The following is a 26,965-nucleotide window of genomic DNA, read 5'->3' as shown; positions in this document are numbered from 1 at the left end:
GCTGTGGCGCCGGTTTGCCGGCGCCATTCAGCAGCCTGATTAAAGCGCAGTACGGGTGGGCCCTTGGCTACACTGCCGGACAATTCCCCGGACAAGACAAGGCAACCCCCTATGCAAAACCGCATGATGATCACCGGCGCCGGTTCCGGCCTGGGCCGCGAAATCGCCCTGCGCTGGGCCCGCGAAGGCTGGCGCCTGGCCCTGGCCGACATCAACGACGAAGGCCTGGCCGAAACCCTGCGCCTGGTGCGCGAGGCCGGCGGCGACGGCTTCACCCAGCGCTGCGACGTGCGCGACTACAGCCAGCTCACCGCCCTGGCCCAGGCCTGCGACGAGAAGCTCGGCGGCATCGACATCATCGTCAACAACGCCGGCGTGGCCTCCGGCGGCTTCTTCGAGGAGCTGTCGCTGGAGGACTGGGACTGGCAGATCTCCATCAACCTGATGGGCGTGGTCAAGGGCTGCAAGGCCTTCCTGCCGCTGCTGGAGCGCAGCCACGGGCGGATCGTCAACATCGCCTCGATGGCGGCGCTGATGCAGGGTCCGGCGATGAGCAACTACAACGTGGCCAAGGCCGGCGTGGTGGCGCTCTCGGAGAGCCTGCTGGCCGAGCTGAGCCTGGTGGACGTGAAGGTCCACGTGGTCTGCCCGTCGTTCTTCCAGACCAACCTGCTGGATTCCTTCCGCGGCCCCAGCCCGGAAATGAAGAGCCAGGTGGGCAAGCTGCTGGAAGGCTCGCCGATCAGCGCCGCCGACATCGCCGACTACATCCACCAGGAAGTCGGGCGCGGCAGCTTCATGATCCTGCCCCACGAGCAGGGCCGCCTCGCCTGGCAGGTCAAGCAGCAGAACCCGCAGGCGATCTACGACGAGATGACGCGCATGGCGCAGAAGATGAAGGCCAAGCAGCGCAGCCTGGCCTGAGTTTCCGCACCGCTTCGGTGCAAGCGAAAACAGCGCTTGCCCAGGGCGGTGCAAAAGCGTAGTTTTGCTTCACCGGCCTGCCTGCCGATGTATGTTGGACCCCAGTGAAAGCCCCGCCTCCATCGCGGGGCTTTCGCTTTTCCGGGCCGGCCACGCAACATTGCCGCCTGCTGCTTTCCCGGCGCCGGCGCCTGTGCTAGAAGGCAGCGTCGTCCACAGGGGAGTCTCAGCGTCTTGCAGTCCGAATCCATCGTCTATGGTTGCATCCGCGACTGGCCCGGCGACTCCATGGAGCGGCGCCTGCGCCGCGCGGCCAACCGCAAGGTGCTGGACAGCCTGCCGGTGGGCGAGGCCTGGCCGTTCCTCGGCCGCGAGATGTTCAGCCGCTGCGAGCAGGAAGGCGCCGGCCTGTACCAGTCGCAGGTGATCCACTTCGGCGCCAGCTACCCGGCCATCGAATACGAATGGAACCTGTGGGTGGAACAGTTCGAGGCGCTGCTCAAGCGCCTGTACTGGGCCAGCGCGGTGGTCCACCTGGAAACCGAACTCAACGGCTGCCACACCTTCCGCTGGGAATCCGAACGCGGCTTCCACAGCCCCCGGGAAGGCGACCTGCGGGTACGCTGCGCCTGGGAACGCGAGGGCGGCCTGCGCGGCTGAGCCCCAAGGAAAGCGAGATGCTCAACTACCTCTGGTTCCTCCTCGCCGCCTTCTGCGAGATCGCCGGCTGCTACGCCTTCTACCTTTGGCTGCGCCTGGACCGCACGCCCCTGTGGATAATCCCCGGCTTGTTCAGCCTGCTGTGCTTCGCCCTGCTGCTGACCCGCGTCGAGGCGGCCTATGCCGGGCGCTCCTACGCGGCCTACGGCGGCATCTACGTGGCCGCGTCGCTGTTCTGGCTGGCGTATGTGGAGAAGAGCCGGCCGCTGTGGAGCGATTGGCTGGGTGTGGCGCTGTGCATCGTGGGGGCGAGCGTGGTGCTGCTGGGGCCGAAGCTGGCGCCTTGATGGAGGCTGGCTTTTCGTAGGAGCGAGCTTGCTCGCGAATGGTGTTTGCTGGGGATTTCAGGTGCTGGGCTTTAGAGCACCCTCTCCCCAGCCCTCTCCCTGAAGGGAGAGGGGGCCGTTCGGTGTCTGGGGTGGTTTCTATGCCCGCCGGCAATGCTGGAGTTGCCGGCAAGCACTGTCGTTTCGGTATGCACGGATAGCTCCCTCTCCCTTCAGGGAGAGGGCGGGGGGAGAGGGTTGCAAGGGTCAGCTGAGCACCAGGAGCCAGGTTCGCGAGCAAGCTCGCTCCTACGAAAAGCAGCCCCCCTCAATCCTCCAGCCACTCCTTGGGCACTTCCACCTTGAGCATCAGCTGGCACTGCTGGCTCTCCGGATCGAACACGATCACCGCCTCGCCGCGCCTGAGCGCGTGGCGGGCGCGTTCGACGCGGGTGGCCAGGGGCGTGTCGTCGCCGTTGTCGGTGCCTTCGCGGGTGACGAAGTCTTCCAGCAGGTTGTTGAGGGTCTCGGCTTCGAGCAGGTCGTGGGGGATCAGCATGGCAGGCACTCGGCGGAACAGGCGGCGATTCTAGTCGCGCGTGGGCTTGCCGGCGAGCCCGGGGCGCCTCAGTGGCGCCCCTTTTCGTCGTCCTTGCCGTTGTCCAGCAGTTCGCCCACCGGTTGCACGTGGGTGGTGCTCTCCATGTGCACCGGGTGTTCCAGCTGCTTGCTGAAGCGCTCGATGGCGCCTTCCTGGGGCTCGGCGTCGCTGTCGAACACCGGCGGGCTGAGCAGGTAGGCGCAGAGCAGCCGGGCCAGGTTGGCCAGGCTGTCGATGTGGGTGCGCTCGTAGCCGTGGGTGGCGTCGCAGCCGAAGGCCAGCAGGGCGGTGCGGATGTCGTGGCCGGCCTCGATCGCCGACTGGGCATCGCTGTGGTAGTAGCGGAACAGGTCGCGGCGCACCGCCACCTCGTGGCGCTCGGCCAGGCGCAGCAGGTGCCGGGAGAGGTGGTAGTCGTAGGGGCCGCCGGAGTCCTGCAGGGCCACGCTCACCGCGTGCTCGCTGGAGTTCTGCCCCTCGGCCACCGGGGCGATGTCGATGCCGACGAACTCGCTGACGTCCCAGGGCAGGGCGCCGGCCGCGCCGGAGCCGATCTCCTCGGTGATGGTGAACAGCGGGTGGCAGTCGATGGGCGGTTCCTGGCCGCTTTCCACCACCGCCTTGAGCGCCGCCAGCAGCGCCGCCACGCCGGCCTTGTCGTCCAGGTGGCGGGCGCTGATGTGGCCGCTGTCGGTGAACTCCGGCAGCGGGTCGAAGGCCACGAAGTCGCCGATGGACACGCCCAGCGCGGCGCTGTCGGCCGGGCTCACGCTGTAGGCGTCCAGGCGCAGCTCGACGTGGTCCCAGCTGATCGGCAGGCTGTCCACCGCGGTGTTGAAGGCGTGCCCGGAGGCCATCAGCGGCAGCACGCTGCCGCGCAGCACGCCGTTGTCGCAGAACACGGTGACGCGGCTGCCCTCGGCGAAGCGGCTCGACCAGCAGCCCACCGGGGCCAGGGCCAGGCGGCCGTTGGGCTTGATCTCGCGGACGATGGCGCCGATGGTGTCCAGGTGCGCCGAGACCGCGCGGTCCGGGCTGTTGCGCCGGCCGGCGAGGGTCGCGCGGATGGTTCCGCGGCGGGTCATCTCGAAGGGGATGCCGATCTCCTCCAGGCGCTCGGCCACGTAGCGCACGATGGTGTCGGTGAAGCCGGTGGGGCTGGGGATGGCGAGCATCTCCAGCAGCACCCGCTGCAGGTAGTTGAGGTCCGGTTGCGGCAGTCGGCTCATGCGGGCACCTCGCGTTCCAGGGGGTCGCGGCTGAGCGGGAAGAGCAGGTCGAGGAAGCGCTCGGCGGTGGGTTGCGGCTCGTGGTTGGCCAGGCCCGGGCGCTCGTTGGCCTCGATGATCACGTAGGCCTCGCCTTCCACGTCGGGCACCAGCAGGTCCAGCCCGGTGACCGGGATCTCCAGCGCCCGCGCGGCGCGGATGGCGGCCTCGCGCAGGGCCGGGTGGAGCTTGTCGGTGACGTCTTCCAGGGTGCCGCCGGTGTGCAGGTTGGCGGTGCCGCGCACGGCCAGGCTGCGACCTTCGGGCAGCACGTCGTCGTAGCCGAAGCCGGCGGCGTGCAGGGTGCGCTCGGTCTCGCCGTCCAGCGGGATGCGGCTTTCGCCGCCGGTGGCGGCCTGGCGCCGGCGGCTCTGCGCCTCGATCAACTGGCGGATGCTGTGGCGGCCGTCGCCGATCACCGTGGCCGGGTGGCGCACCGCCGCGGCCACCACTTCGTAGCCGATCACCAGCACGCGCAGGTCCAGGCCGGGGTGGTAGCTCTCCAGCAGCACGCGGCCGTCGAACTGGCGGGCATGCTCGATGGCCACCTCGACCTCCTCGATCGTCGTCAGGTTCACCGCCACGCCCTGGCCCTGTTCGCCGTCCACCGGCTTGACCACCAGCGCTCCGTGCTCGGCGAGGAACGCGGCGTTGTCCCCGGTGCCGCCGGCCAGGCGCTGCTGCGGCTGCTCCAGCCCGGCGCGGGCGAGGGCACGGTGGGTCAGGCGCTTGTCCTGGCAGAGGGTCATGCTCACCGCGCTGGTCAGGTCGCACAGCGACTCGCGGCAGCGGATGCGCCGGCCGCCCTGGGTCAGGCTGAAGAGGCCGGCGGCGGCGTCCTGCACCTGCACCTCGATGCCGCGGCGATGGGCCTCGTCGACGATGATCCGGGCGTAGGGGTTCAGGCCCTGCTCGGGGCCGGGGCCGAGGAACAGCGGCTGGTTGATGCCGTTCTTGCGCTTGATGGCGAAGGTCGCCAGCTCGCGGAAGCCGAGCTTGCGGTACAGCGCCTTCGCCTGCTGGTTGCTGTGCAGCACCGACAGGTCGAGGTAGGCCAGCTCGCGGCTCATGAAGTGCTCGATCAGGTGGCGCACCAGCGCCTCGCCGACGCCCGGGCGGCTGCACTGCGGGTCCACCGCCAGGCACCAGAGGCTGGAGCCGCGCTCGGGGTCGTGGAAGGCCTTGGTGTGGTTCAGGCCCATGACCGCGCCCACGGCGTTGCCGGTGGCGCTGTCCTCGGCCAGCCAATAGGTGGGGCCGCCCTGGTAGTGCGGGGTGAGCCGCTCGGCGTCCACCGGCAGCATGCCCCGCGCCAGGTACAGGCGGTTGACCGCCGCCCAGTCGTCCTCGCCGTGCACCCGGCGGATGCGGAAGCCGCGGAAGGAGCGGTGCGCCGGCCGGTAGTCGGTGAACCACAGGCGCAGGGTGTCGGAGGGGTCGAGGAACAGCTGCTGCGGGGCATGGGCCAGCACCTGCTGCGGCGCCGCCACGTAGAGCGCGATGTCGCGCTCGCCGGGGCGCTCGTTGAGCAGCTCGGCGGCCAGCGCGTCGGGTTCGGCGAAGGTGTGCCCGATCAGCAGCCGGCCCCAGCCGCAGTGCAGGCTGTGGGGCTCGCAGCCGGGCTGCTCGTGGTCCTCGGCGAAGCGCGCCTGCAGGCGCTGGTAGGTCGGCACCTGGCCGCGCAGCAGGCGCTGGTTGTGCGGATGGGGCAGGTTGAAATGGCTTTTCATGGTTCGCTCCCTGGTGGGCGGGCCGCCGGTACGGTGCCGGCGGCCCGCGCTGCTGGCTGGGTCAGATTCCCTGTTCGGTCAGCCAGAGATTGAGGGCGGCCAGCTGCCAGAGCTTGGAGCCGCGCAACGGGGTGAGGTCGTCCTGCGGGCTGCCGAGCAGGCGGTCGATCTGCGCCGGCTCGAACAGGCCGCGGTCCTGGCTGGGGTCCAGCAGCAGCTCGCTGACCCAGGCCCGGGTGTTGCCCTGCAGGTGTTTGAGCCCCGGCACCGGGAAGTAGCCCTTGGGCCGGTCGATCACCTCGCTCGGGATCACCCGCCGCGCCGCGGCCTTGAGCACCTGCTTGCCGCCGTCGCCGAGCTTGAAGCGCGCCGGGATGCGCGCCGAGAGCTCGGCCAGGCGGTAGTCGAGGAAGGGCACGCGGGCTTCCAGGCCCCAGGCCATGGTCATGTTGTCGACGCGCTTGACCGGGTCGTCCACCAGCATGATGGTGCTGTCCAGGCGCAGCGCCTTGTCCACCGCGTCGCTGGCGCCGGGCATGGCGAAGTGCTCGGCGACGAAGGCCTGGGCCACGTCCTCCACGCGCATGGCCGGGCGCACGGTGTTTTCGTATTCGCCATGGCTGCGGTCGAAGAAGGCCTCGCGGTAGGCGTGCAGCGGCGAGGCGGCGCCGACCATGGGCGGGTACCAGTGGTAGCCGGCGAAGAGCTCGTCGGCGCCCTGGCCGCTCTGCACCACCTTGCAGTGCTTCGACACCTCGCGGGCGAGCAGGTAGAAGGCGATGCAGTCGTGGCTGACCATGGGCTCGCTCATGGCGCGGAAGGCCGCCGGCAACTGCTCGATCACCTCGTGCTCGGCGATGCGCAACTGGTGGTGGCGCGTGCCGTAGCGGCGGGCGATGAGGTCGGAGTAGTGGAACTCGTCGCCGCGCTCGCCGCCGGCGTCCTCGAAGCCGATGGAGAAGGTCAGCAGGTCTTCCACCCCGGCCTCGTGCAGCAGGCCGACCAGCAGGCTGGAGTCCACCCCGCCGGAGAGCAGCACGCCCACCTCGCGGGCCGCGCGCTGGCGGATGCCGACGGCTTCGCGCAGGCTGTCCAGCACGCGGTCTTCCCAGTCCTCCAGGCGCAGTTCGCGCTCGTCCTCGCGGCAGCCGTATTCCAGGCGCCACCAGCAGTGCTGCTCGCTGCGGCCGTCGGCGTCGATGCTCATCCAGGTCGCCGGCGGCAGCTTGCGCACGCCGTTGAGGAGGGTGCGCGGGGCGGGCACCACGGCGTGGAAGTTCAGGTAGAGGTTGAGCGCCTCGGCATCCAGGCGGGTGTCGACGCCGCCGCCCTGCAGCAGCGCCGGCAGGCTGGAGGCGAAGCGCAGGCGCTGGCCGTCGCGGGCGAGGTACAGCGGCTTGATGCCCAGGCGGTCGCGGGCGATGAACAGCCGGCGGGCGTCACGCTCCCAGATGGCGAAGGCGAACATGCCATTGAGCCTGGGCAACAGGTCCTTGCCCCAGGCGTGGTATCCCTTGAGCAGCACCTCGGTGTCGCCGCCGGAGAAGAAGCGGTAGCCCAGCGCTTCCAGTTCCTTGCGCAGCTCGGGGTAGTTGTAGATGGCGCCGTTGAACACCAGGGACAGGCCCAGGGTGGTGTCGATCATCGGCTGGCCGGAGGCTTCGGCCAGGTCCATGATCTTCAGCCGGCGGTGGCCGAGGGCCACCGGCCCTTCGCTGTGGAACCCCCAGGCGTCCGGGCCGCGGGGGGCGAGATGGTGGGTGATGCGTTCGACCGCCGCGAGGTCGGCCGGTTGCTCGTCGAAACGTAGTTCTCCTGCTATGCCGCACATTTTCCTTACCGGTTCTCCGTTGGGGATGAATGGGGGGTCAGGCCGGGGCCCTTTTTTCGTGTTAACAGAAAGACTGTTTCATGTGAAAGTAGTTCTATGATTTTTTTATGAAAAAATGCCTGATGAGTTCGGATAATTGATTATGGCTGAAAGGAATGTGTCCACGGAGGACGCCTACGCGCTGTCCATGTTCCAGGCCCTGCGGCGGCTGCAGCAGGGTAGCGAGGTGCATGCCAAGCGCCTGGGCCGCTACGGCGGGCTGACGCCGCTGCAACTGCTGATCCTGCAGGTGCTGCTGGTGGAGCGGGAGATCACCGCCAGCCGCCTGGCCAAGCGCGTGAGCCTGTCCCAGGCCTCGCTCTCCGGCGTCCTCGACCGCCTGGAGAGCCGCGGCCTGCTGGCCCGCCGGCGCGACGAGCAGGACAGGCGCAAGCAGTGGCTGCTGCTGGAAGACGCCGGCCGCGACGCGCTGCAGTCGGCGCCGCCGCTGCTGCCGGAATACGTGCTGGCGCGCTTCGCCGAGCTGCCCGAGTGGGAGCGCTACTCGGTGCTGGCGGGGCTGCTGCGGGCGGCGGAACTGTTCGAGTTGCCGGAGGAGGAAGAAGAGGAGTGAGGGGCCACGGCCAATGCCCAGCTCAACCCCGAGCCGTCGAAGGTCACGGTCAAACGGCGGATAACGCCGTAGGCGTTATGCGCCCTGCGTCAGGCCCGACCATGACGCAGAGGCGCCGTCGCTCAGGCCTTCTGGCCGCGCACCAGCTCGCGCAGGAAGAAGCGGTTGGGATGGCAGGCCTCGGCCACGGCACGGGGCAGGGGCAGCGGCTCGTCGTCCAGCCAGGCCGCCAGCAGTTCGCCGGACAGCGGCGCGCTGATCAGCCCGCGGGAGCCGTGGGCGCTGTTCAGGTACAGGCCGTCGAGCCAGGGGCAGGGAGTGGCCGGCACCTGGCGGGCATCCTTGGCCAGCACGGCGTAGGCCTCGGCGAAGGCGTCGCGCGCGGCCAGCGGGCCGATCAGCGGCAGGTAGTCCGGGGTGGTGCAGCGGAACGCGGCGCGGCCTTCGAGGGCCGCCGGGTCCTGCGGGCCCAGGCGCTGCAGCAGGTCGGGGGAGATTTCCCGCAGCAGGTCGAGGTTGCCCTGGTGCTCGGCGACGGTGGGCTGCAGGTCGTCGCTGTGGAAGTCGAAGCTGGCGCCCAGGGTGTGCTCGCCCAGGCGCGGCGGGGCGACGTAGCCCTCGGCGCAGACCACGGTGCGCAGCGCCGCGCTGGCGGCGGTGGCCGGCAGGCGGCTGATCTGCCCGCGGATGCGCTTGAGCGGCAGGCCGGCCGCGCCGGGGAAGGCGCGCACCTCGGCGGCGGTGGCGAGGATGGCGACCGGCGCGCTGGCCAGGCGCCGCTCGCCGCTGCAGGCATGCCACTGCCCGCCGTCGCGCTCGAGGCGCACTTCATGGCCGCTCAGCAGCTCGATGTCCGGGTGTTCGGCCAGGGCCCGGCACAGCGCCGGTGGATGCGCCCAGCCGGCTTCGGGGAAGAACAGCCCGCCAGCCGGCAGGGCGATGCCCGCGCGGGCCTCGGCTTCGTCCTTCGACAGGGCTTGCAGCAGGTCCTCGGGGAAGGCCTCGGCCAGCTTCGCCTGGCGCTTGCCCTCGGCTTCGTCGAAGGCCAGCTGCAGCACGCCGCAGGCGTCCCAGTCGCGGCCGCGCCGCAGGCGTTCCAGCAGCCGGCGGGTATGGCCGAAGCCGGCCAGCACCAGGCGCGACAGCGCCGTGCCGTGGGCCGAGAGCTTGAGGTAGAGCACGCCCTGGGGGTTGCCCGAGGCCTCTGTGGCCAGCTCGCCATGGCGTTCCACCAGGCTCACCTTCCAGCCGCGCGCGGCCAGGCTGGCGGCCGTGGCGCAGCCGGCCAGGCCGCCGCCGACCACCAATGCACGGCGCTCGCCCGCGGGCGCCGGCGGGCGCGCGTACCAGGGCCTGGCGGCGCCTTGCGGCTGGCCCTGGAACTGGCCCGCCAGCATCTCGCGCTTCTGCCCGAAGCCCTTGACCCGCTGCATGGCGAAGCCGGCGGCGATCAGCCCGCGGCGGACGAAGCCGGCGCTGGTGAAGGTGGCGAGGGTCGCGCCGGGGGCGGCCAGCCGCGCCAGTTCGGCGAACAGCGGCTCGGTCCACATCTCCGGGTTCTTCGCCGGGGAGAAACCGTCGAGGAACCAGGCGTCGATGCGCGCGTCCAGCTCCGGCAGGGTTTCCAGCACGTCGCCCACCAGCAGGGTGAGCACCACCCGCCCACCGGCGAATACCAGGCGCTGGAAACCGGGGTGGATGGCCTGGTACTGCGCCAGCAGCTGCTCGCTCCAGGGCCGCAGTTCGTCCCACAGGGCCAGGGCGCGCAGCAGGTCGTCGCGGCGTAGCGGGTATTTCTCCACGCTGACGAAATGCAGGCGCGCGTCCGCCGGGGCCAGGGCCTCGAACTGGCGCCAGGCGCAGAGGAAGTTCAGGCCGGTGCCGAAGCCGGTCTCGCCGATGCACAGGCGCCCGCCCGCCGGCAGTGCGGCGAAGCGCCGCGGCAGCTGGTTGCCGTCGAGGAACACGTGGTGGGTTTCCGCAAGGCCCGAGGCGCGGGAGAAGTACACGTCGCCGTAGGCGCGCGACAGGGGCTGGCCGTTGTCGTCCCAGTCGAGCTGGGCGCTGTGGATATCGGACATGGGCGTACCGGCAGTAAAGCGAAGCGCGCATTTTAGCCGATCCCTCGCGCAGACAGTCTGCGTCACATCCGCTACCTTCAATGCAACCCGCAGTCAGGAGGCAGTGCATGTTCGAATCCGCCGAGATCGGCCATTCCATCGACAAGGAAACCTACGAGAGGGAAGTCACGGAGCTGCGCGAAGCCCTGCTGGAGGCCCAGTACGAGCTCAAGCGGCAGGCGCGGTTCCCGGTGATCATCCTGATCAACGGCATCGAGGGGGCCGGCAAGGGCGAGACGGTCAAGCTGCTCAACGAATGGATGGACCCGCGGCTGATCCAGGTGGACAGCTTCCTCTGGCCCACCGACGAGGAGCTTTCGCGCCCGCCGCAGTGGCGCTTCTGGCGGCGCCTGCCGCCAAAAGGGCGCACCGCGATCTTCTTCGGCAACTGGTACAGCCAGATGCTCCACGCGCGGGTCAACGGCGACATCAAGGACAGCCGCCTGGACGTGGCCATCGACGCCGCCGAGCGTTTCGAGCGCATGCTCTGCGACGAGGGCGCGCTGATCTTCAAGTTCTGGTTCCACCTGTCCAAGAAGCAGCTCAAGGAGCGCCTGAAGGCCCTGGAGAAGGACCCGCAGCGTTCCTGGCAACTGAGCGAGATCGACTGGCTGCAGAGCGAGGTCTACGACAAGTTCGTGCGCTACGGCGAGCGCGTGCTGCGCCGCACCAGCCGCGACTATGCGCCCTGGTACATAGTCGAGGGCGTGGACGAGCGCTACCGCAGCCTGACCATCGGCCGCACCATCCTCGAAGGCCTGCAGGCGGCGCTCGACGTCAAGGACCGGCCCCGCCGCCAGCCCCACGCCGCGCCGCTGGTGGCCAGCCTGGACAACCGTGGCCTGCTCGACAGCCTCGACCTGAGCCTGGCGCTGAGCAAGGACCAGTACAAGACCCAACTGGCCCAGGAGCAGGCGCGCCTGGCCACGCTGATCCGCGACAAGCGCTTCCGCCAGCATTCGCTGGTCGCCGTGTTCGAGGGCAACGACGCCGCCGGCAAGGGCGGCGCCATCCGCCGCGTCACCGACGCCCTGGACCCGCGCCAGTACCACATCGTGCCCATCGCCGCGCCCACCGAGGAAGAACGCGCCCAGCCGTACCTGTGGCGCTTCTGGCGGCACATGCCGGCGCGCCGGCAGTTCACCATCTTCGACCGCTCCTGGTACGGCCGGGTGCTGGTGGAGCGCGTCGAGGGCTTCTGCCCGCCGGCCGACTGGCTGCGCGCCTACTCGGAGATCAACGACTTCGAGGAGCAGCTGGTGGAGTTCGGCATAGTGGTGGTGAAGTTCTGGCTGGCCATCGACAAGGACACCCAGTACCAGCGCTTCAAGGAGCGCGAGAGCATCCCCTTCAAGCGCTACAAGATCACCGAGGAAGACTGGCGCAACCGCGACAAGTGGGACCAGTACGTCGACGCGGTGGGCGACATGGTGGACCGCACCAGCACCGAGATCGCGCCCTGGACCCTGATCGAGGCCAACGACAAGCGCTTCGCCCGGGTCAAGGTGCTGCGCACCCTCAACGATGCGCTGGAGGCGGCGTACAGGAAGGACAAGTGAAGGAGGCGAGGCGGCGATGGTCTACGTGCAACGCGATGAGAACGGCCGCCTGGTGCGGGTCGAACGCGAACCCTTCGCCGGCGGCCAGGGCATGCCGGCCGACGACCCCGAAGTGCTGGGCTGGCTGAGCGGGGCGCTGGACGCGCGCCTGCAGTCCCTGCAGCGCTCGGACCTGGAGCTGGTGCGGGTGATCGAGGACCTGGTGGGCGTGCTGGTGAGCCGCGGGCTGATCCGCTACACCGACCTGCCCGAGGCGGCCCGGCGCAAGCTGGAGGACCGCGCCACCACCCGCGCCGGGCTGGATGGGCTGGGCGCCCTGGTGGAAGAGGAAGACGAGCGGTTGTTCTGAGGGCCCTGCGCGGCCGGCGGAGCCGATCGCGGACGGAGTCCGTTCCTACACGTCGTAGGATGGTGTTGAGCGAAGCGATACCCATTGCCACGACCGCATGGGTTTCGTTCAACCCATCCTGCCGGGCTGAAACCGTAGGGCGAATAACCGTTCGCGGTTATCCGCCGCCGGCCGGAGACTCGGTGCAGGACGGCGATGGCGGATAACGCCGTAGGCGTTATGCGCCCTACGGTGCCGCCCAAGCGCAGGGGGAATTCGCCCTAGCCCTCTTCCCCCCACGGCGCCGGCGCCCCGACCAACCGCCCCATAGCCCCTTGATCCCCATCTCGCGCAATACCCGCAGTTCCCCCTCGCTTTCCACCATCTCCGCGATCAGCGGCAGGTCGATGCTGTTGGTGGCGCGGAACACCGCCTCGATGAACAGGCGCTTGGCCTGGTCCTGGTCGATGGCGCGGATGTAGCTGCCGTCGAGCTTCAGGTAGGCCAGGCCCCAATGGCATGGCCAGTCCCGATTTGGCCCGACCAGGCGCGCCTTCGAGATTGTGTGCGACGAGGCAGCCCAATGGCCGCGGAAGCGACTGCAAAAGATGCAGTGCTCTCGTATGGTCTTGCGAGCCGCGTTCCGAGCGTTACGTCATGTATGAGATGAAGCTTCTGACATAGTGCGGAAGGTTCGAGAAGCTATTCGCCACCAACCACTGCTTGCGATGTCGCCAGGATTCCTCCAGAGAGACTCCGGCAATTCGATGTTCACTGATGGCTGTGCTGGCAATGCTGCGGGGCACAATGGAGACCCCTACGTTTTCCTCGACCAGTTGAAGCAGCGTGGGGAAGTTCTGCACGTTCACCCGGGCATTGATGCGTTTCCCCAGTTTTCCCGCCAGCTTGGAGAGGAACAGGAAGTTGCTGCTGCGGCGATCCAGGCAGATGAAGTCGGAATCCAGTGCGGTGGCAAGGCTGACCTGCTGTGCGTTGGCCAGGGGGTGGAAAACCGCAGTGATCAATATCAGTTCATCCTGCCCGTATGGCTTGGACTCGAGCGCCATCACATCGACCTCGCCTGCCAGCAGGCCTATGTCTGCCGTATTTTCCGTAACGGCAAGAACGATGTCTTCGCTCAGCCGCTCCTCCAGTTCCACATTGATATTGGGATGTGCGACCAGATAGCGGCTAAGTGGCGCGGTCAGGCCGGCCAGGCAACTGCTGTTGGCGACAATTCGTATTTGCCCCCTGATGTTATTGGAGAAGCGCGACAGGTCACCTTCCATATGCTGGACCGACGTGAGGATTCCACGCACATGGTCCAGGAATACGCGCCCGGCTGGCGTTAGCGCCATGCCCTTGGCGCTTCTCAAGAACAATGTGGTTCCCAGGGCCTGCTCCAGATTCTTGAGCCGGTAGCTGGCCGACGGTGCGGAGAGGAAGCGGCTGGATGCTCCGATCGAGAGGCTTTCCGATTCGGCAATGGCGAGAAACAGTCGTAGATCGGTCAACTCGTATCGCATGGGCACCTCGGGGTTTGCATTGAGTCGTCGGTAGGGGGCGCCTGGCCGAATATATCCTCACCATCATCGGAAGTTTCGGCAAGTCTGTTTTTTAAGTCTGAGCATACCCTTCCAATATCCCGATCACCCCCTTCGAATATTTCAACTGTTTTCCAGCCCGGCAGGCCTCTAGTCTGATTGTGTCGTTGTGGTCGTACCGACCTTGAGATGTTTCTATTTCAAAAATAATAGGGCTACGATACATGCATTCTTCCCCTGATCTTCCCTGCGAGAGTCATCGGATCTGTGCGCAACGCTATTTCGAGGATTTCGAAATAGGCGAGCGTTTCATTCTTCCGTCCCGAACGATGACCGATGCGCTTTTCGCGGCCTTTCAATTGGCCAGCGGCGATAATCATCCGGTTCATTACGATATCGAATACTGCCGGGCGCACGGTATGCCGAACATGCTGGCGCACGGGTTCCAGGTTGCGATCCAGACGGCCGCCGGCGCGGGGCTGTTTCCGCACATGGTGGAAGATTCGCTGAAGGCATTCCTGGGGCAAAGCAGCGAGTTTCTCAAGCCGGTGTATGTGGGAGACACGCTCTACAGTTCGCTGGAAATTATCGAACTGATTCCTGGCCGGACGACTGGTGTGCTGGAAATGGCCTCATGCATCGTCAATCAGCGAAGTGAGAAAGTATTGCGCGGCAGGCAGAGATATCTGCTTCGCAAGCGCGCGTAATTATACCGGGGTGGCGCTCTTTCCTGTGACATTAGAATAAGAACGGAGTCACTATGAGCCAGTTGGAAGTTTTATCGAAAAGCAATTTAGGAAGTACTTCGGCGGACCTGGCGTCGGAAGCAGAAGAAACACTACTGTACAGAAAGATTACCTGGAGACTGATCCCCTTTCTGCTGTTGGCCTACGTCATCTGTTATATCGACCGGGCCAATGTCAGCTTCGCCTACCTGAGGTTCAAGGATGATATCGGACTGTCCGACGCCGCTTACGGCCTGGGGGCCGGAATCTTTTATCTTGGATACATAGCCTTCGAGCTTCCAAGCAATATTCTGCTGGAAAAGCTGGGTGCCCGAACCACCTTGATGAGGATCATGGTGCTTTGGGGGCTGGTTTCGGCCGGAACGGCCTTCGTGAGTTCTCCCGAGCAATTCTATATCGCGCGTATCCTGCTGGGCGCCGCCGAGGCCGGGTTCTTCCCGGGCTTGATCCTGTACCTGACCTACTGGTTCCCGGCCAACAGACGTGGGCGTGTCACCTCGTTGCTGATGCTGGGACTGTGCATAGCCGGGGTCATTGGCGGCCCTGTTTCCGGCGGCATATTGGATTTGTTCGAAGGCTCCACGGTCATGAAGTCCTGGCAGTGGATGTTCCTGCTCGAAGGCCTGCCCGCCGTCATTATCGGTTTCGTGGCGTTCTTCTACCTCAGCGATGGCCCGATGGACGCCAAATGGCTGAGCGAGGACGAAAAGCGACGGGTATTGGCCAACCTGGAACGGGACCAGCAAGGCAAGGTGCAACAGCATGGAGGCAAGGCCGTGCTGCTCAAGTTGCTCACCGACCCCAAGGTCTTCATCGCCTCGGTCGCCTACTTTTTCAGCCCTTGGGCGCTGAGTGTCCTCAATGTCTGGGGGCCCGCCATCATCAAGCAGTCCGGCGTCGAGAATGCGTTCGCCATCGGCCTGCTGACCATCGCCCCGAACCTGGCGGGGGCTATCGCCATGGTTTACGTGGGGCGCCGATCCGACCGGCATGGAGAAAGGCGCTGGCATTTCATGTGCAGCGTGGGCATCACCGCTATCGGTTCCCTGATGCTCGCGTCGATGCATGACAACTGGGTGGCGGCCACTGTTTTCCTGACGCTGGTGGGGATCGGTCAGTACGCCGCCTTCGTCGTGTTCTGGAGCATTCCTCCCAGCTATTTCTCCCGTACCACGGCTGCGGCGGGCATCGCGATCATCAGCAGCCTCGGGCAGATTTCCGGGCTCTTGTCGTCCTGGATTCTCGGAATCCTCAAGGAGGCCACGGGCAGCATGGTGGTCGGCCTGTACCTGGTCTCCGCCATCCAGATCCTGGCCGGACTGTTGATCGTCTTCGGGTTTCGCGAGCGAGTGCCTGCCGAAAAGCACACGGGCCACTGAGTCATTGCACAGGTGAGCAAAATGAATACTGCATTGGAAGGTATCCGCATTCTCGATCTTTCGAGGATTCTCGCTGGCCCCTGGTGTACCCAGAACCTTGCGGACCTGGGCGCCGATGTGATCAAGGTGGAAAGCCCCTGGGGCGGGGACGACAGTAGGGACTGGGGGCCTCATTACCTTGAGGTGGCCGATGGCGAGGAGCGGCTGTCCGCCTATTTCCTCAGCTGCAACAGGGGCAAGCGTTCCATCGCCATCGATTTCTCCCGGCCCGAGGGGGCCGAGGTGGTCCGGCGACTGGCCAGGCAGGCCGACGTCGTGATCGAGAACTACAAGTCCGGATCGCTGGCCAGGCATGGCCTCGACTATGAAAGCCTGAGCGATGGCAATCCGGGCCTGATCTACGTGTCGATCACCGGTTTCGGCCAGACCGGGCCGATGGCGGGGCGCCCCGGCTACGACTACATCTTCCAGGGCTTCGGCGGGCTCATGAGCTATACCGGGCATCCCGACGGGGAACCCGGGGCGGGGCCTTTGCGCACCGGCGCATCCATCATCGACCTGAGCACCGGAATGTACGCAACGGCCGCAGTCCTGGCGGCGTTGATCGAGCGGGTTCGCACCGGCAGCGGTCGGTACGTCGATCTCGCTCTCTCAGACGTTGCCATCGCCATCAATGCGAACCATAACCTTGGCTACCTGATTTCCGGGCGGGTGCCCGAGCGCATGGGGAACACCCATGCGAACCTGGCTCCCTACGAAGTATTCGCCTGCGCCGATGGCCATCTGATCCTGGCGATCGGCAATGATCAACAGTTCACCAGGTTCTGTGCTCTGGCGGGCGAGCCTGGTCTTGCCAGCGATGCCAGGTTCGCCAGCAACGAGCAGCGCCTGCACAACAGGCCGGCGTTGCGCGAGGCGGTCGCCGTGCTCCTGGCGAGGAAGACCCGCTCGGCCTGGAAGGAAGTTCTCGATGGCGCCGGTATTCCCTGGGGGCCCATCAATACGTTGCAGCAGGCATTCGATGATGCGCAGGTCAGGCATCGCCTCGTTCGCCAGATGCTTCGGCATCCCCGCGCAGGCGACATTCCCTGCGTCAGGAATCCGCTGCTGGCCGGGGACGTGAGTGCCGGAAGGGCACCGCCGATGCTTGGCGAGCACACCAGCGAAATACTCTCCGAACTGCGCTTCGACAAGGCACGGATCGACGCGCTGAAGAACGCCGGAATCGTTGCCGGCGATTGATGACCAGCAAAGGGAATCAGCCAATGAACCATCACGTCAGCCTCTCCATCGACTCACGAGGCGTTGCAGTGCTCTGCATCAGGAATGCAGGCCCATTGAACATTCTCGGTACCGAAGTGGTAAGCGACGTACTCGCGGCCTTGAATGCCATCTCGTCGAACGAAGCCGTTCGGGTAGTGGTCTTGAGCACATCGGGTAGCAAGGCCTTCATCGGCGGCGCCGACATAAAGGAAATGGTGGATTTCGACGCGCAGGAGGGGAGGCGCTTCATTTCCTCCCTGCGCGACCTGTGCATTGCCTTGAGGCAGTGCAGGGTTCCCGTGGTGGCGAGAGTCCAGGGTTGGTGCCTGGGAGGAGGGCTCGAAGTCGCCGCGGCCTGCGACATACGGGTGGCCGCGGGCAATGCTCGCTTCGCCATGCCGGAGGTCAGGATGGGCATTCCTTCGGTGATCCATGCGGCTTTGCTGCCTGCGCTGATTGGCAGTGGGCGGGCGCGCTGGCTCATGCTGTCGGCGGAAGCGATCGACGCGCAGACGGCCCTGGCGTGGGGGCTGGTCACGGACCTGGCCGACGACGCCGAACTGGACCAGGCGGTGGAGCGTGTGCTGGAGCCCTTGCTGCAGATTCAGCCAGGGGTGATGGTTGCCCAGAAGTGTCTGCTGAATGACTGGGAGGGGTACGCGCTGGGCGATGCCATCGACTCCAGCATCCCGTGCTTCGGTGACGCCTTCGACACTGGCGAGCCTAGTCGATCGATGCGCGAGTTCATTTCCAGGCGCCGGGGCTGAGTCGGGGCTGTCCGCCAACGGGTTCAGACGCCTGCTAGCCTGGCACTCGGAGCTTCGATCCTGTGCGCCGTGGGCACCTCCTGCACTGATTCAGGACGGTTGTTCGTCCCACGGCGCCGGCGCGCCGACCAGGCGGCCCATGGCCCCCTTGATCCCCATCTCGCGCAATACCCGCAGTTCCCCCTCGCTTTCCACCATCTCCGCGATCAGCGGCAGGTCGATGCTGTTGGTGGCGCGGAACACCGCCTCGATGAACAGGCGCTTGGCCTGGTCCTGGTCGATGGCGCGGATGTAGCTGCCGTCGAGCTTGAGGTAGGCCAGGCCCAGGTGGGTGAGGTTGCCGATCAGGCTGAAGCGCCCGCCGAAGTGCTGCAGGCCGAGGCTCGCGCCGGTTTCGCGCACGGCCTGGCCGAGCTGCTCCAGCTCGGCCGGCGGCGGCAGGTAGCGTTCGTCCAGCTCCAGGGTCAGCAGGGCGGCCTGTTGCGGGTTGGCCTCGATGGCATCGAGCAGTTGCCGCAACGCCCGGGGCTCGCGCACGCTGGCGGCCGACAGGCTCAGGGCCACGGGCTCGGGGTGCCGGGCCAGGTGGGCCAGGGCGTGTTCGAGCATGGCCTGGTCCAGGCGCGCCGCCCAGCCGAAGCGTTCCACCCAGGGCAGGAACTGCCCGGCGGCCACCGCCTGGCCCTGCGCATCGAGCAGGCGCGCCAGCAGCTTGCGCTGCAGCAGGGCGCCGTCGGCGCAGCCGCGTACCGGCTGGAACCACAGTTGCAGCTGGCTCTTCTGCAGCGCGCTGTCGATCCAGGCGTGCCAGGCGTGGCTGTCCTGGGCCGGCTGGCCGCTGGATTCGTCGAGGCGCTGCCACGGCCGTTCGGCGCTGGCCTGGGCGCTGGCCAGGGCCTGGTCGGCGCGGGCCAGGACGCCGGCCGCCGCCTCGCCCGGGCGGAAGGCCGCCAGGCCCAGGTGCGCCACCGGCTGGGCGTCGCTGGCGCCGGTGCGCCGGAGGCTTTCCAACTGGTCGCTGAGGGCTTCGGCCAGGCGCTCGGCGCCGCTGCCGTCCAGCCCCGGGGCGAGCAGGGTGAACTCGCCGCCGCGGCTGCGCGCCGCCAGCCAGTCGGGCTTGCCATGCTGGGCCTGGGCGCCCTGCAGCAGGCCGGCCACCTCGCGGATCAGCGCATCGGTGCGCTGGCCGCCCAGGCGCTGGTTGAGCCCGGCCAGGTCGTTCAGGCGCAGCAGCAGCAGGTAGCCGGCGGCGCTCTGCTCGCCGGGCGTCAGCTGGGCTTCCAGGCGGGCGTCGAACAGCCGGCGGTTGGCCAGGCCGGAGAGGCTGTCCTGGTAGGCCTCCTCGCGCAGCTTCTCGCTGCGCGAGGCTTCCTCGGCGAACAGCGCCTTGAGCTTCTCGACCATCTGGTTCATCGCCTGCACCACCCGGCGCAGCTCCGGGGTGCGCGGCTCGCGGGGCAGGGTGAGGAATTCGCGGCGGGTGATGGCCCGTGCCTGCTGCACCATCTGGTCCAGCGGGCGCAGCTGGGTGCGCAGCAGCCAGCCGCCGAGGATCGCGCTGACCACCCCGCAGCCGAGCAGCCAGGCCAGGCTGCCCAGGGCGCCGTCCCACAGCCGCGCCAGGGCGAACTGCGGGTGGCTGACCACCTCGACCCGCGCCGCCTGTTCCCAGCCGCGCATGATCAGGGCGTCGCCGCCCTCGGCCTTGAGGTCCACCAGGCGGGCGAACCAGCCGGGCACCTCGCCGTTGCCGGGGGCGGCCCTGCGTTCCACCAGCACCTGGCCGTCGGCGATGCGCACCACGCGGATGCTGGCGAAGTAGCCGCTGTCGAAGATGGAGCTGACCATCAGCTCGATCATCGCCGGGTCGTCGACGTGGGGCGTCAGCGACAGCCCCAGGGCGGTGGCGGCGTCCTGGGCGTGGGAGCGCAACTGGCTGATCAGCTGCTCGCGGGAACTCTCCAGGCTGGTGGCGAAGCTGCCGGCGAAGGCCACCACCAGGAACAGGCAGATGGCCAGGAAGAGTTGCTTGAGTAGCGACATGCATGCCTCCTAGCGCGTCTCGTCGAGGACCAGCCCCTCGCCGCGCATCTTGGTCAACAGGTCCTGCCAGCGCGACAGCTGCTTGCTGCTGCCGGTGCGCTTGCCGCCGCCGGGGCCGGGCAACCACAGTCCCTCGGCGTTGAAGGCGTAGACCGGGAGCAGGTCCTGGCGCTGCGAGGCGGGGCGGATCTGCGGGATGAGGTTGTCGAGCACCAGCGGCTCGGCGTCGGCTCTGGCGTACCAGGTCAGCACCATGTGCGCCTGGTTCAGGCGCAGGGCCTTGACGTAGGTGATGCGCAGCCGCTCGCCGGGGATGCCGAGCTGGCGCAGGGTGACGTACTTGGCGATGGCGTAGTCCTCGCAGTCGCCGGCGCCCTTGTACAGCGCCTCGACGGGCGTCGCCCAGTAGTCTTCCTGGCCCCACACGCCGCGGTCGTCGCGGAAGGCCAGGCTGGCGTTGAAGAAATCGTTGGCGGCCTTGAGCTTGCCGGCCTCGTCCAGGCCCTGGCTGCGCTGCAGCAGCTCGCCCCAGTCGCGGATGCGCTGGCGCGCCGGGCCCAGGTCGCCCCAGTGCTGCTCGGCCTTGCGCAGGATGGCGTCGAAGTCCCATTGCGCCTGGAGGCCCAGGGCCAGGACGAGGAGCAGCGCCAGGCCGGCCCCGGACGGGCGGACGAACAGCCGGAGGGCTCCTTGCAGTGGCCGCATCGCCGGGGCTCCAGGAGGGATGAGTGAAGTCTAGGCGCTGGCTGGCGGCTGTCGATGGCGCGAAACTGTCAGCATTGTCATCTTCGGGTCAGGGTGGGGTCCCGCGGCCTGGCCTATAAACGCAGGATGCGGTCCGCCGGGCCGCGTCGACGAGGAGGGCGGCATGCAGGCGCAAGGCAGGCGGATAGGGATGGCGGCTGGGCTGCTCGGCGTGGTGCTGGCGGGCGCCCTGGCCTGGGGCCTCGGCGCGCGCCAGGGCGAGCCGCGGGCGGCCGCCGCGGCGCCCGGGGTGCCGGTGACCCTGGTGCGGGTGGTGCGCGAGGACCTGGCGCAGAACCTCGCCGGTGTCGGCACCGTCACCTCGCTGCACAGCGTGCTGCTGCGGCCCCAGGTCGAGGGCCAGCTGACCGCCCTGCTGGTGGAGGAGGGCCAACTGGTCGAGCGCGGCCAGCTGCTGGCGACCATCGACGACCGCGCCATCGCCGCCGCCCTGGAGCAGGCCGAGGCCACCCGGCAGAGCAACCAGGCGCAACTGCGCATCGTCGAGCAGGACCTGCAGCGCTACCGCACGCTGATCGAGCGCGGCTCCATCTCCCGGCAGATCCTCGAGCAGCAGGAGGCCCAGGCCGCCCAGCTGCGCGCCACCCTGCGGGCCAACCAGGCGACCATCGACGCCGAGCGCGTGCGCCTGTCCTACACCCGCATCACCTCGCCGGTGTCCGGCCGCGTGGGCATCCGCAACGTCGACGTCGGCAACCTGCTGCGCACCAACGAAGACAGCAGCCTGTTCAGCGTGACGCAGATCGCGCCCATCTCGGTGGTCTTCGCGCTGCCCCAGGAAAGCCTGCCGCGGCTGCAGCCGCTGCTCGGCGGCGACACCCCGGTCAGCGCCTACAGCCGCGATGGCGGCCAGTTGCTCGGCGAGGGCCGCCTGCGCAGCATCGACAACCAGGTGGCCAGCAGCACCGGCACCATCCGCGTGCGCGCGGTGTTCGACAACCCCGAGGGCAAGCTCTGGCCCGGCCAGTTCGTCGCCGTGGACCTGCGCACCGGCGTGCTGCGCGGCGGCCTGCTGCTGGACAGCCGCGCCGTGCGCCGCGGCCTGGAAGGCGCCTTCGTCTACCGGGTGGTGGACGGCAAGGCCGAGGTGGCGCCGGTGCGGGTGCTGCAGGAAGTGGACGGGCGCAGCCTGGTGGAAGGCCTGGAGGCCGGCGAGGCGGTGGTGCTCGACGGCCACTCGCGGCTGGCGCCCGGCGCCCGCGTCGAGGTGCTGGGCGAAGCGCCGGCCCTGGCCCTGCGCCGGAGTCGGCCATGAGCGTGCGCGCCGGCATGTCCGGCTGGTGCGTGCGCCACCCCATCGCCACCTGCCTGCTGACCATCGCCTCGCTGCTGCTCGGCCTGCTGGCCTTCCTGCGCCTGGGCGTGGCGCCGCTGCCGCAGGTGGATTTCCCGACCATCCAGGTCAACGCCCAATTGCCCGGCGGCAGCCCGCAGACCATGGCCTCGGCCGTGGCCACGCCGCTGGAGGTGCAGTTCAGCGCCATCCCCGGCATCGCCGAGATGACCTCCAGTAGCGCCCTGGGCTCCACCACCCTGACCCTGCAGTTCGAGCTGGAGAAGGACATCGACGTCGCCGCCCAGGAGGTCCAGGCCGCCATCAACGCCGCCTCCGGGCGCCTGCCGGCGGACCTGCCGAACCTGCCCACCTGGCGCAAGGTCAATCCGGCGGACAGCCCGATCATGATCCTGCGGGTCAATTCCGAGCTGCTGCCGCTGATCGAGCTGAGCGACTACGCCGAGGTGCTGCTGGCGCGCCAGCTCAGCCAGGTCGCCGGGGTCGGGCAGATCTTCGTGGTCGGCCAGCAGCGCCCGGCCATCCGCATCCAGGCCCAGCCGGAGAAGCTCGCCGCCTACCGCCTGACCCTCGCCGACCTGCGCCAGGCGCTGCAGTCGGCGAGCGTCAACCAGGCCAAGGGCGCGCTCTTCGGCGACGGCCGGGTGTCCACCCTGGCGGCCAACGACCAGTTGTTCAGCCCCGCCGAGTACGACGACCTGGTGGTGGCCTACCGCGCCGGCGCGCCGGTGTTCCTGCGCGACCTGGCGCAGGTGGTCAGGGCGCCGGAGGACGACTACGTGCAGGCTTGGCCCGAGGGCCGCCCCGGCGTGGCCCTGGTGGTGCTGCGCCAGCCGGGGGCGAACATCGTCGAGACCGCGGACGCCATCCAGGCGGCCCTGCCGCGCCTGCGCGAGATGCTCCCGGCCGGCATCGAGGTGGAGGTGCTCAACGACCGCACGCGGACCATCCGCGCCTCGCTGCACGAGGTGGAGCTGACCCTGCTGCTGACCATGGGCCTGGTGGTGCTGGTGATGGGCCTGTTCCTGCGCCAGCTGTCGGCGACGCTGATCGTCGCCACGGTGCTGGCGGTGTCGCTGAGCGCCAGCTTCGCCGCCATGTACCTGCTGGGCTTCACCCTGAACAACCTGACCCTGGTGGCGCTGATCATCGCCGTGGGCTTCATCGTCGACGACGCCATCGTGGTGGTGGAGAACATCCATCGCCACCTGGAACAGGGCAAGGACCGCGTGCAGGCGGCCCTGGATGGCGCCGCGGAGATCGGCTTCACGGTCGTCTCCATCAGCTTCTCGCTGATCGCCGCGTTCATCCCGCTGCTGTTCATGGGCGGCATCGTCGGCCGGCTGTTCCGCGAGTTCGCCGTCAGCGTCACCGCGGCCATCCTGCTGTCGGTGCTGGCCTCGCTGACGGTGGCGCCGATGCTCGCCTCGCGCTTCATGGGCGCGCCGAAGCACAGTGGCCACGGCGGCCTTTCCGGGTGGCTGCTGGCCCGCTACGCCCGCGGCCTGGACTGGTCGCTGCGGCACCAGCGCACGGTGCTGGCGAGCTTCGGCCTGTGCATCGTGGTGGCGGTGGCCGGCTACGTGGGCATCCCCAAGGGCTTCTTCCCGCTGCAGGACACCGCCTTCGTGTTCGGCACCACCCAGGCCGCCGAGGACATTTCCTACGCCGACATGGCCGAGAAGCACCGCCAACTGGCCGGGATCGTCGCCGCCGACCCGGCGGTGCAGAGCTACAACCACGCCATCGGCATCACCGGCGGCAGCCAGAGCCTGGCCAACGGGCGCTTCTGGATCGTGCTCAAGGACCGCGGCGAGCGCGACGTCTCGGTGGAGCAATTCATCGACCGCCTGCGCCCGAAGCTGGCCCGGGTGCCCGGCATCGTCCTGTACCTGCGCTCGGCCCAGGACATCAACCTGGCCACCGGCCCGGTGCGCACCCAGTACCAGTACGCCCTGCGCAGCAACGACAGCGCCGAGCTTGCGTTGTGGGCGCAGCGCCTGACCGAGCGGCTGAAGCAGGAGCCGGGGCTGGCCGACGTGTCCAACGACCTGCAGGTGGGCGCCAGCGTCACCGCCCTGGAGATCGACCGGGTGGCCGCGGCGCGCTTCGGCCTGAGCGCCGAGGACATCAGCCAGACGCTGTACGACGCCTTCGGCCAGCGCCAGGTCGGCGAAATCCAGACCGAGGTCAACCAGTACAAGGTGATCCTCGAACTGGACGCCCGCCAGCGCGGCCGCGCCGAGAGCCTGGCCTGGTTCCACCTGCGCTCGCCGCTGACCGGCGAGATGGTCCCGCTGGCCGAGGTGGCGCGGGTCGCGCCGTCGCGTTCCGGGCCGCTGCAGATCAACCACAACGGCATGTTCCCGGCGGCCACCCTGTCCTTCAACCTGGCCCCGGGCACGGCCCTGGGCGAAGCGGTGCGCCTGGTGCAGCGCGCGCAGCAGGAGATCGGCATGCCGGCCAGCATCGGCGGCGACTTCCAGGGCGCGGCGCGGGCCTTCCAGAGCTCCCTGGCGAGCCAGCCGCTGCTGATCCTGGCCGCGCTCTTCGCCGTGTACGTGATCCTCGGCGTGCTCTACGAGAGCTTCGTGCACCCCTTGACCATCCTTTCCACGCTGCCCTCGGCGGGCATAGGCGCGGTCTTCCTGCTCTGGGGCTGGGGCCTGGAGTTCTCGGTGATGGCGCTGATCGGCCTGGTGCTGCTGATCGGCATCGTCAAGAAGAACGGCATCCTGATGGTCGACTTCGCCCTGGCCGCCCAGCGCCAGCGCGGCCTGTCGCCTGCCGAGGCGATCCGCGAGGCGTGCCTGGCGCGCTTCCGCCCGATCATGATGACCACCCTGGCCGCGCTGCTGGGCGCCATCCCGCTGATGATCGGCTTCGGCACCGGCTCGGAGCTGCGCCAGCCGCTGGGCGTGGCGGTGGTCGGCGGGCTGCTGGTGAGCCAGGCGCTGACCCTGTTCAGCACCCCGGTGGTGTACCTGGCGCTGGACCGCCTGTTCCACCGCCAGCCGGCCCCGCTGGCGCTGGGAGGTGCGGCGTGAGGCGCGCCTGGGTAGCATGGCCGCACGCAGCGAACGGAGGCCGGGCATGCGCGTACTGATAGTCGAAGACGAGAGCAAGACCGCGGACTACCTGCAGCGCGGCCTCAGCGAGCAGGGCTTCACCGTGGACGTGGCGGCCGACGGCATCGACGGCAGGCACCTGGCGCTCAACGGCGAGTACGACGTGATAGTGCTGGACGTGATGCTTCCCGGCATCGACGGCTACGGCGTGCTGCGCGCCCTGCGCGAGCGGCGGCAGACGCCGGTGATCATGCTCACCGCCCGCGAGCGCGTGGAGGACCGCGTGCGCGGCCTGCGCGAGGGCGCCGACGACTACCTGATCAAGCCATTCTCCTTCCTCGAACTGGTGGCCCGCCTGCAGGCCCTGACGCGCCGTGGCGCGCACCTGGAGAGCGCCACCCAGATGCGCATCGCCGACCTGTCCATCGACCTGGTCAGCCGCCGCGTGTTCCGCGGCGCCACGCGTCTGGAGCTGACCGCCAAGGAATACGCGCTGCTCTGCGTGCTGGCCCAGCGCAGCGGCGAAATCCTTTCCAAGACCGCCATCGCCGAGCTGGTCTGGGACATCAACTTCGACACCGACACCAACGTCGTCGAGGTCGCCATCAAGCGCCTGCGCGCCAAGCTCGACGGGCCCTTCGAGAGCAAGCTGCTGCACACCATCCGCGGCATGGGCTACGTGCTGGAGAGCCGCGCCGGCCAGGAGGGTGGCGGATGAAGGGCCTGTCGCTGTCCGCCCGCCTGGCCGGCATGTTCGCCGTTGCCGCGCTGGGCGCGTTCCTGCTCATCGGCTCGGCGCTGTACTGGGTGCTCGACCGGCAGATCGAGCGCCTGCAGCGCTCGGAGCTGGACACCCGCTTCAACATGGTCGCGCGCATGCTCGACAAGCCCGACCTGGTGCAGCGCTGGCCGCACCTGCAGGGCAAGCTGAACACCCTGAGCCAGGAGTACGAGCTGATCCGCTTCTGGATCGACAGCGACGACGCGAACCTGCGCTATGGCCAGGCCAGCGAGCCGGTGCGCCGCCTGCTGGCCGCCGGCAGCGGCTACGGCGAGCTGGAGTTGCCGGAGCACGGCTCGCCGCTGTCCACCCGCGTCGGCCGCCTGCCGGCCAGCGGCGAGCGCCCGGCGCTGGTGCTGCTCACCGCCATCGACAGCGTGGCCTTCCAGCACGCCCGCCAGGCCACCCTGGTGGCGCTGTTCGGCCTGTCGGCGCTGGGCATCGCCCTGGCCTCGCTGTGCGGCCACTGGATCGCCCGCGTCGGCCTGCGGCCGCTGCACCGGCTGAGCGACGAGGCGCGGCAGATCAGCCCGAAGCAGCTGTCCCAGCGCCTGCGCCCGGAGCGCCTGCCGGCCGAGCTGTCGGCCCTGGCCCAGGCCTTCAACGAGGCGCTGGACCGTCTGCAGCAGGCCTACCTGCGCCTGGAATCGTTCAACGCCGACGTGGCCCACGAACTGCGCACGCCCCTGGCCAACCTGATCGGCCAGAGCCAGGTGGCGCTGTCCCGCGAGCGCAGCGCCGGGGACTACGAAGAGGTGCTGCAGTCCAACCTGGAAGAGCTGGAGCGCCTGCGCGCCATCGTCAACGACATGCTGTTCCTCGCCCGCGTCGACCAGGGCAGCCTGGCCGCCGAGCGGGTGGAGACCTCGCTGCGCGCCGAAGTGGGCAATACCCTGGACTTCCTCGAAGTGATCTTCGACGAGCAGGGCGTCAGCGTGGCGCTGCACGGCGAGGCCCGCGCCAGTGTCGAGCGCGCCCTGTTCCAGCGCGCTGTGACCAACCTGCTGTACAACGCCGCCCAGCACACCGCGCCGGGCGGGCGCATCGAGGTGCGCCTGAGCGGCGAGGGCGGCGCCGCGTGGGTGGAGGTGAGCAACCCCGGCACGCCGATCGGCGACGAGGAGCGCGCCCGGCTGTTCGAGCGCTTCTACCGCGTCGACGCGGCGCGGGCCAACAGCCAGAGCAGCCACGGCCTGGGCCTGTCCATCGTCAAGGCGGTGGCGAGCATGCACGGCGGCAGCGTCTTCGTGCGCAGCGAGGCGGGGGTGAACACCTTCGGCTTCAGCGTGGCCGCCGTGCCGGCGCCAGAAGGGCCGGACGGGGAGGGCGGAGGCGAGCCGCTGCCGGCCTGAACC

22 protein-coding genes and 1 pseudogene are annotated in these 26,965 nt (G+C 68.5%); 14 read left to right on the top strand and 9 right to left on the bottom strand.

The window, feature by feature from the left end:
- Positions 1–111: 111 nt before the first annotated feature.
- From CHC02_RS19325 to CHC02_RS19315, 3 genes are all read left to right on the top strand, one after another.
- Positions 112–924, top strand: coding sequence for an SDR family oxidoreductase (locus CHC02_RS19325; RefSeq protein ID WP_089393063.1), 813 nt, complete (start codon positions 112–114; stop codon positions 922–924).
- Between the two features lie 234 nt (positions 925–1,158).
- Positions 1,159–1,584, top strand: coding sequence for a hypothetical protein (locus tag CHC02_RS19320; RefSeq protein ID WP_089393062.1), 426 nt, complete (start codon positions 1,159–1,161; stop codon positions 1,582–1,584).
- A 17-nt stretch (positions 1,585–1,601) separates the two neighbouring features.
- Positions 1,602–1,931 carry a YnfA family protein gene (locus CHC02_RS19315; protein ID WP_089393061.1) on the top strand — a complete coding sequence of 110 codons (330 nt, stop codon included), beginning with the start codon at positions 1,602–1,604 and terminating at the stop codon, positions 1,929–1,931.
- Between the two features lie 307 nt (positions 1,932–2,238).
- Here the strand turns inward: CHC02_RS19315 and CHC02_RS19310 are convergent, their stop codons facing one another.
- The 4 genes from CHC02_RS19310 to CHC02_RS19295 form a co-directional block, all read right to left on the bottom strand.
- Positions 2,239–2,469 carry a YheU family protein gene (locus tag CHC02_RS19310; protein WP_089393060.1) on the bottom strand — a complete coding sequence of 77 codons (231 nt, stop codon included), beginning with the start codon at positions 2,467–2,469 and terminating at the stop codon, positions 2,239–2,241.
- Positions 2,470–2,537: 68 nt separating this feature from the next.
- On the bottom strand, positions 2,538–3,740 hold the full coding sequence (locus CHC02_RS19305; protein ID WP_089393059.1) for an osmoprotectant NAGGN system M42 family peptidase: 1,203 nt from the start codon (positions 3,738–3,740) through the stop codon (positions 2,538–2,540).
- A complete protein-coding gene (ngg, locus tag CHC02_RS19300; RefSeq protein WP_089393058.1) occupies positions 3,737–5,509 on the bottom strand; it encodes an N-acetylglutaminylglutamine synthetase in 1,773 nt (590 codons plus the stop codon). The genes CHC02_RS19305 and ngg overlap by 4 nt, the downstream gene beginning before the upstream one ends.
- A 61-nt stretch (positions 5,510–5,570) precedes the next feature.
- Entirely contained in the window at positions 5,571–7,340 is a 1,770-nt protein-coding gene (locus CHC02_RS19295; RefSeq protein WP_089393057.1) for an N-acetylglutaminylglutamine amidotransferase, read from the bottom strand.
- 142 nt (positions 7,341–7,482) lie between these two features.
- Between CHC02_RS19295 and CHC02_RS19290 the strand changes: the two genes are divergently transcribed.
- Complete coding sequence (locus CHC02_RS19290) at positions 7,483–7,953, top strand: MarR family winged helix-turn-helix transcriptional regulator (protein WP_089393056.1); 471 nt, start codon at positions 7,483–7,485, stop codon at positions 7,951–7,953.
- A gap of 122 nt (positions 7,954–8,075) precedes the next feature.
- Here CHC02_RS19290 and mnmC read toward each other — a convergent pair whose 3' ends face one another.
- On the bottom strand, positions 8,076–10,034 hold the full coding sequence (mnmC, locus tag CHC02_RS19285) for a bifunctional tRNA (5-methylaminomethyl-2-thiouridine)(34)-methyltransferase MnmC2/FAD-dependent 5-carboxymethylaminomethyl-2-thiouridine(34) oxidoreductase MnmC1 (protein ID WP_089393055.1): 1,959 nt from the start codon (positions 10,032–10,034) through the stop codon (positions 8,076–8,078).
- A 107-nt stretch (positions 10,035–10,141) separates the two neighbouring features.
- On the opposite strand from mnmC, the gene pap reads away from it, so the two are divergent.
- Positions 10,142–11,632: a polyphosphate:AMP phosphotransferase gene (gene pap / locus CHC02_RS19280; protein ID WP_089393054.1), complete on the top strand. Its 1,491-nt coding sequence runs from the start codon at positions 10,142–10,144 to the stop codon at positions 11,630–11,632.
- Positions 11,633–11,648: 16 nt separating this feature from the next.
- Complete coding sequence (locus CHC02_RS19275; protein ID WP_089393053.1) at positions 11,649–11,981, top strand: tryptophan synthase subunit beta; 333 nt, start codon at positions 11,649–11,651, stop codon at positions 11,979–11,981.
- A gap of 260 nt (positions 11,982–12,241) precedes the next feature.
- On the opposite strand, the pseudogene CHC02_RS19270 reads toward CHC02_RS19275, so the two are convergent.
- Both CHC02_RS19270 and CHC02_RS19265 read right to left on the bottom strand, forming a co-directional pair.
- Positions 12,242–12,477 (bottom strand): annotated as a pseudogene (locus CHC02_RS19270) (EAL domain-containing protein); the annotation flags it as partial.
- Between the two features lie 133 nt (positions 12,478–12,610).
- Positions 12,611–13,486: a LysR family transcriptional regulator gene (locus CHC02_RS19265; RefSeq protein ID WP_058072880.1), complete on the bottom strand. Its 876-nt coding sequence runs from the start codon at positions 13,484–13,486 to the stop codon at positions 12,611–12,613.
- Positions 13,487–13,728: 242 nt separating this feature from the next.
- Between CHC02_RS19265 and CHC02_RS19260 the strand changes: the two genes are divergently transcribed.
- From CHC02_RS19260 to CHC02_RS19245, 4 genes are read left to right on the top strand one after another with little or no spacing between them, the layout of a single operon-like run.
- On the top strand, positions 13,729–14,211 hold the full coding sequence (locus CHC02_RS19260) for a MaoC family dehydratase (RefSeq protein ID WP_089393052.1): 483 nt from the start codon (positions 13,729–13,731) through the stop codon (positions 14,209–14,211).
- 53 nt (positions 14,212–14,264) lie between these two features.
- Positions 14,265–15,629 carry an MFS transporter gene (locus CHC02_RS19255; protein WP_089393051.1) on the top strand — a complete coding sequence of 455 codons (1,365 nt, stop codon included), beginning with the start codon at positions 14,265–14,267 and terminating at the stop codon, positions 15,627–15,629.
- 21 nt (positions 15,630–15,650) lie between these two features.
- Positions 15,651–16,871 carry a CaiB/BaiF CoA transferase family protein gene (locus CHC02_RS19250; RefSeq protein WP_089393050.1) on the top strand — a complete coding sequence of 407 codons (1,221 nt, stop codon included), beginning with the start codon at positions 15,651–15,653 and terminating at the stop codon, positions 16,869–16,871.
- 23 nt (positions 16,872–16,894) lie between these two features.
- Positions 16,895–17,659, top strand: coding sequence for an enoyl-CoA hydratase (locus tag CHC02_RS19245; RefSeq protein WP_089393049.1), 765 nt, complete (start codon positions 16,895–16,897; stop codon positions 17,657–17,659).
- Positions 17,660–17,749: 90 nt separating this feature from the next.
- On the opposite strand, the gene lapD is transcribed toward CHC02_RS19245, so the two are convergent.
- Both lapD and lapG read right to left on the bottom strand, forming a co-directional pair.
- Positions 17,750–19,702, bottom strand: coding sequence for a cyclic di-GMP receptor LapD (gene lapD / locus CHC02_RS19240; protein ID WP_089393048.1), 1,953 nt, complete (start codon positions 19,700–19,702; stop codon positions 17,750–17,752).
- 9 nt (positions 19,703–19,711) lie between these two features.
- The gene (gene lapG, locus CHC02_RS19235; RefSeq protein WP_089393047.1) at positions 19,712–20,407 is read right to left on the bottom strand and encodes a cysteine protease LapG; all 696 of its coding nucleotides are present in this window, start codon (positions 20,405–20,407) and stop codon (positions 19,712–19,714) included.
- 190 nt (positions 20,408–20,597) lie between these two features.
- Between lapG and CHC02_RS19230 the strand changes: the two genes are divergently transcribed.
- Genes CHC02_RS19230 through CHC02_RS19215 form a run of 4 tightly spaced genes read left to right on the top strand, consistent with a single transcriptional unit; the run spans position 20,598 to position 26,962 of the window.
- On the top strand, positions 20,598–21,722 hold the full coding sequence (locus tag CHC02_RS19230; protein WP_089393046.1) for an efflux RND transporter periplasmic adaptor subunit: 1,125 nt from the start codon (positions 20,598–20,600) through the stop codon (positions 21,720–21,722).
- Positions 21,719–24,808 (top strand): multidrug efflux RND transporter permease subunit, encoded by a 3,090-nt coding sequence (locus CHC02_RS19225; protein WP_089393045.1) that lies wholly within the window; start codon positions 21,719–21,721, stop codon positions 24,806–24,808. Before CHC02_RS19230 ends, CHC02_RS19225 begins: the two co-directional genes overlap by 4 nt.
- 46 nt (positions 24,809–24,854) lie before the next feature.
- Entirely contained in the window at positions 24,855–25,547 is a 693-nt protein-coding gene (locus tag CHC02_RS19220; RefSeq protein WP_089393044.1) for a heavy metal response regulator transcription factor, read from the top strand.
- Positions 25,544–26,962 carry a heavy metal sensor histidine kinase gene (locus tag CHC02_RS19215; RefSeq protein ID WP_089393043.1) on the top strand — a complete coding sequence of 473 codons (1,419 nt, stop codon included), beginning with the start codon at positions 25,544–25,546 and terminating at the stop codon, positions 26,960–26,962. The genes CHC02_RS19220 and CHC02_RS19215 overlap by 4 nt, the downstream gene beginning before the upstream one ends.
- The last annotated feature ends 3 nt before the right edge of the window (positions 26,963–26,965 follow it).

It is taken from the genome of Pseudomonas delhiensis (genome assembly GCF_900187975.1).
Lineage (GTDB): Bacteria > Pseudomonadota > Gammaproteobacteria > Pseudomonadales > Pseudomonadaceae > Pseudomonas > Pseudomonas delhiensis.
This window is presented reverse-complemented; position numbering and strand designations above follow the sequence as displayed.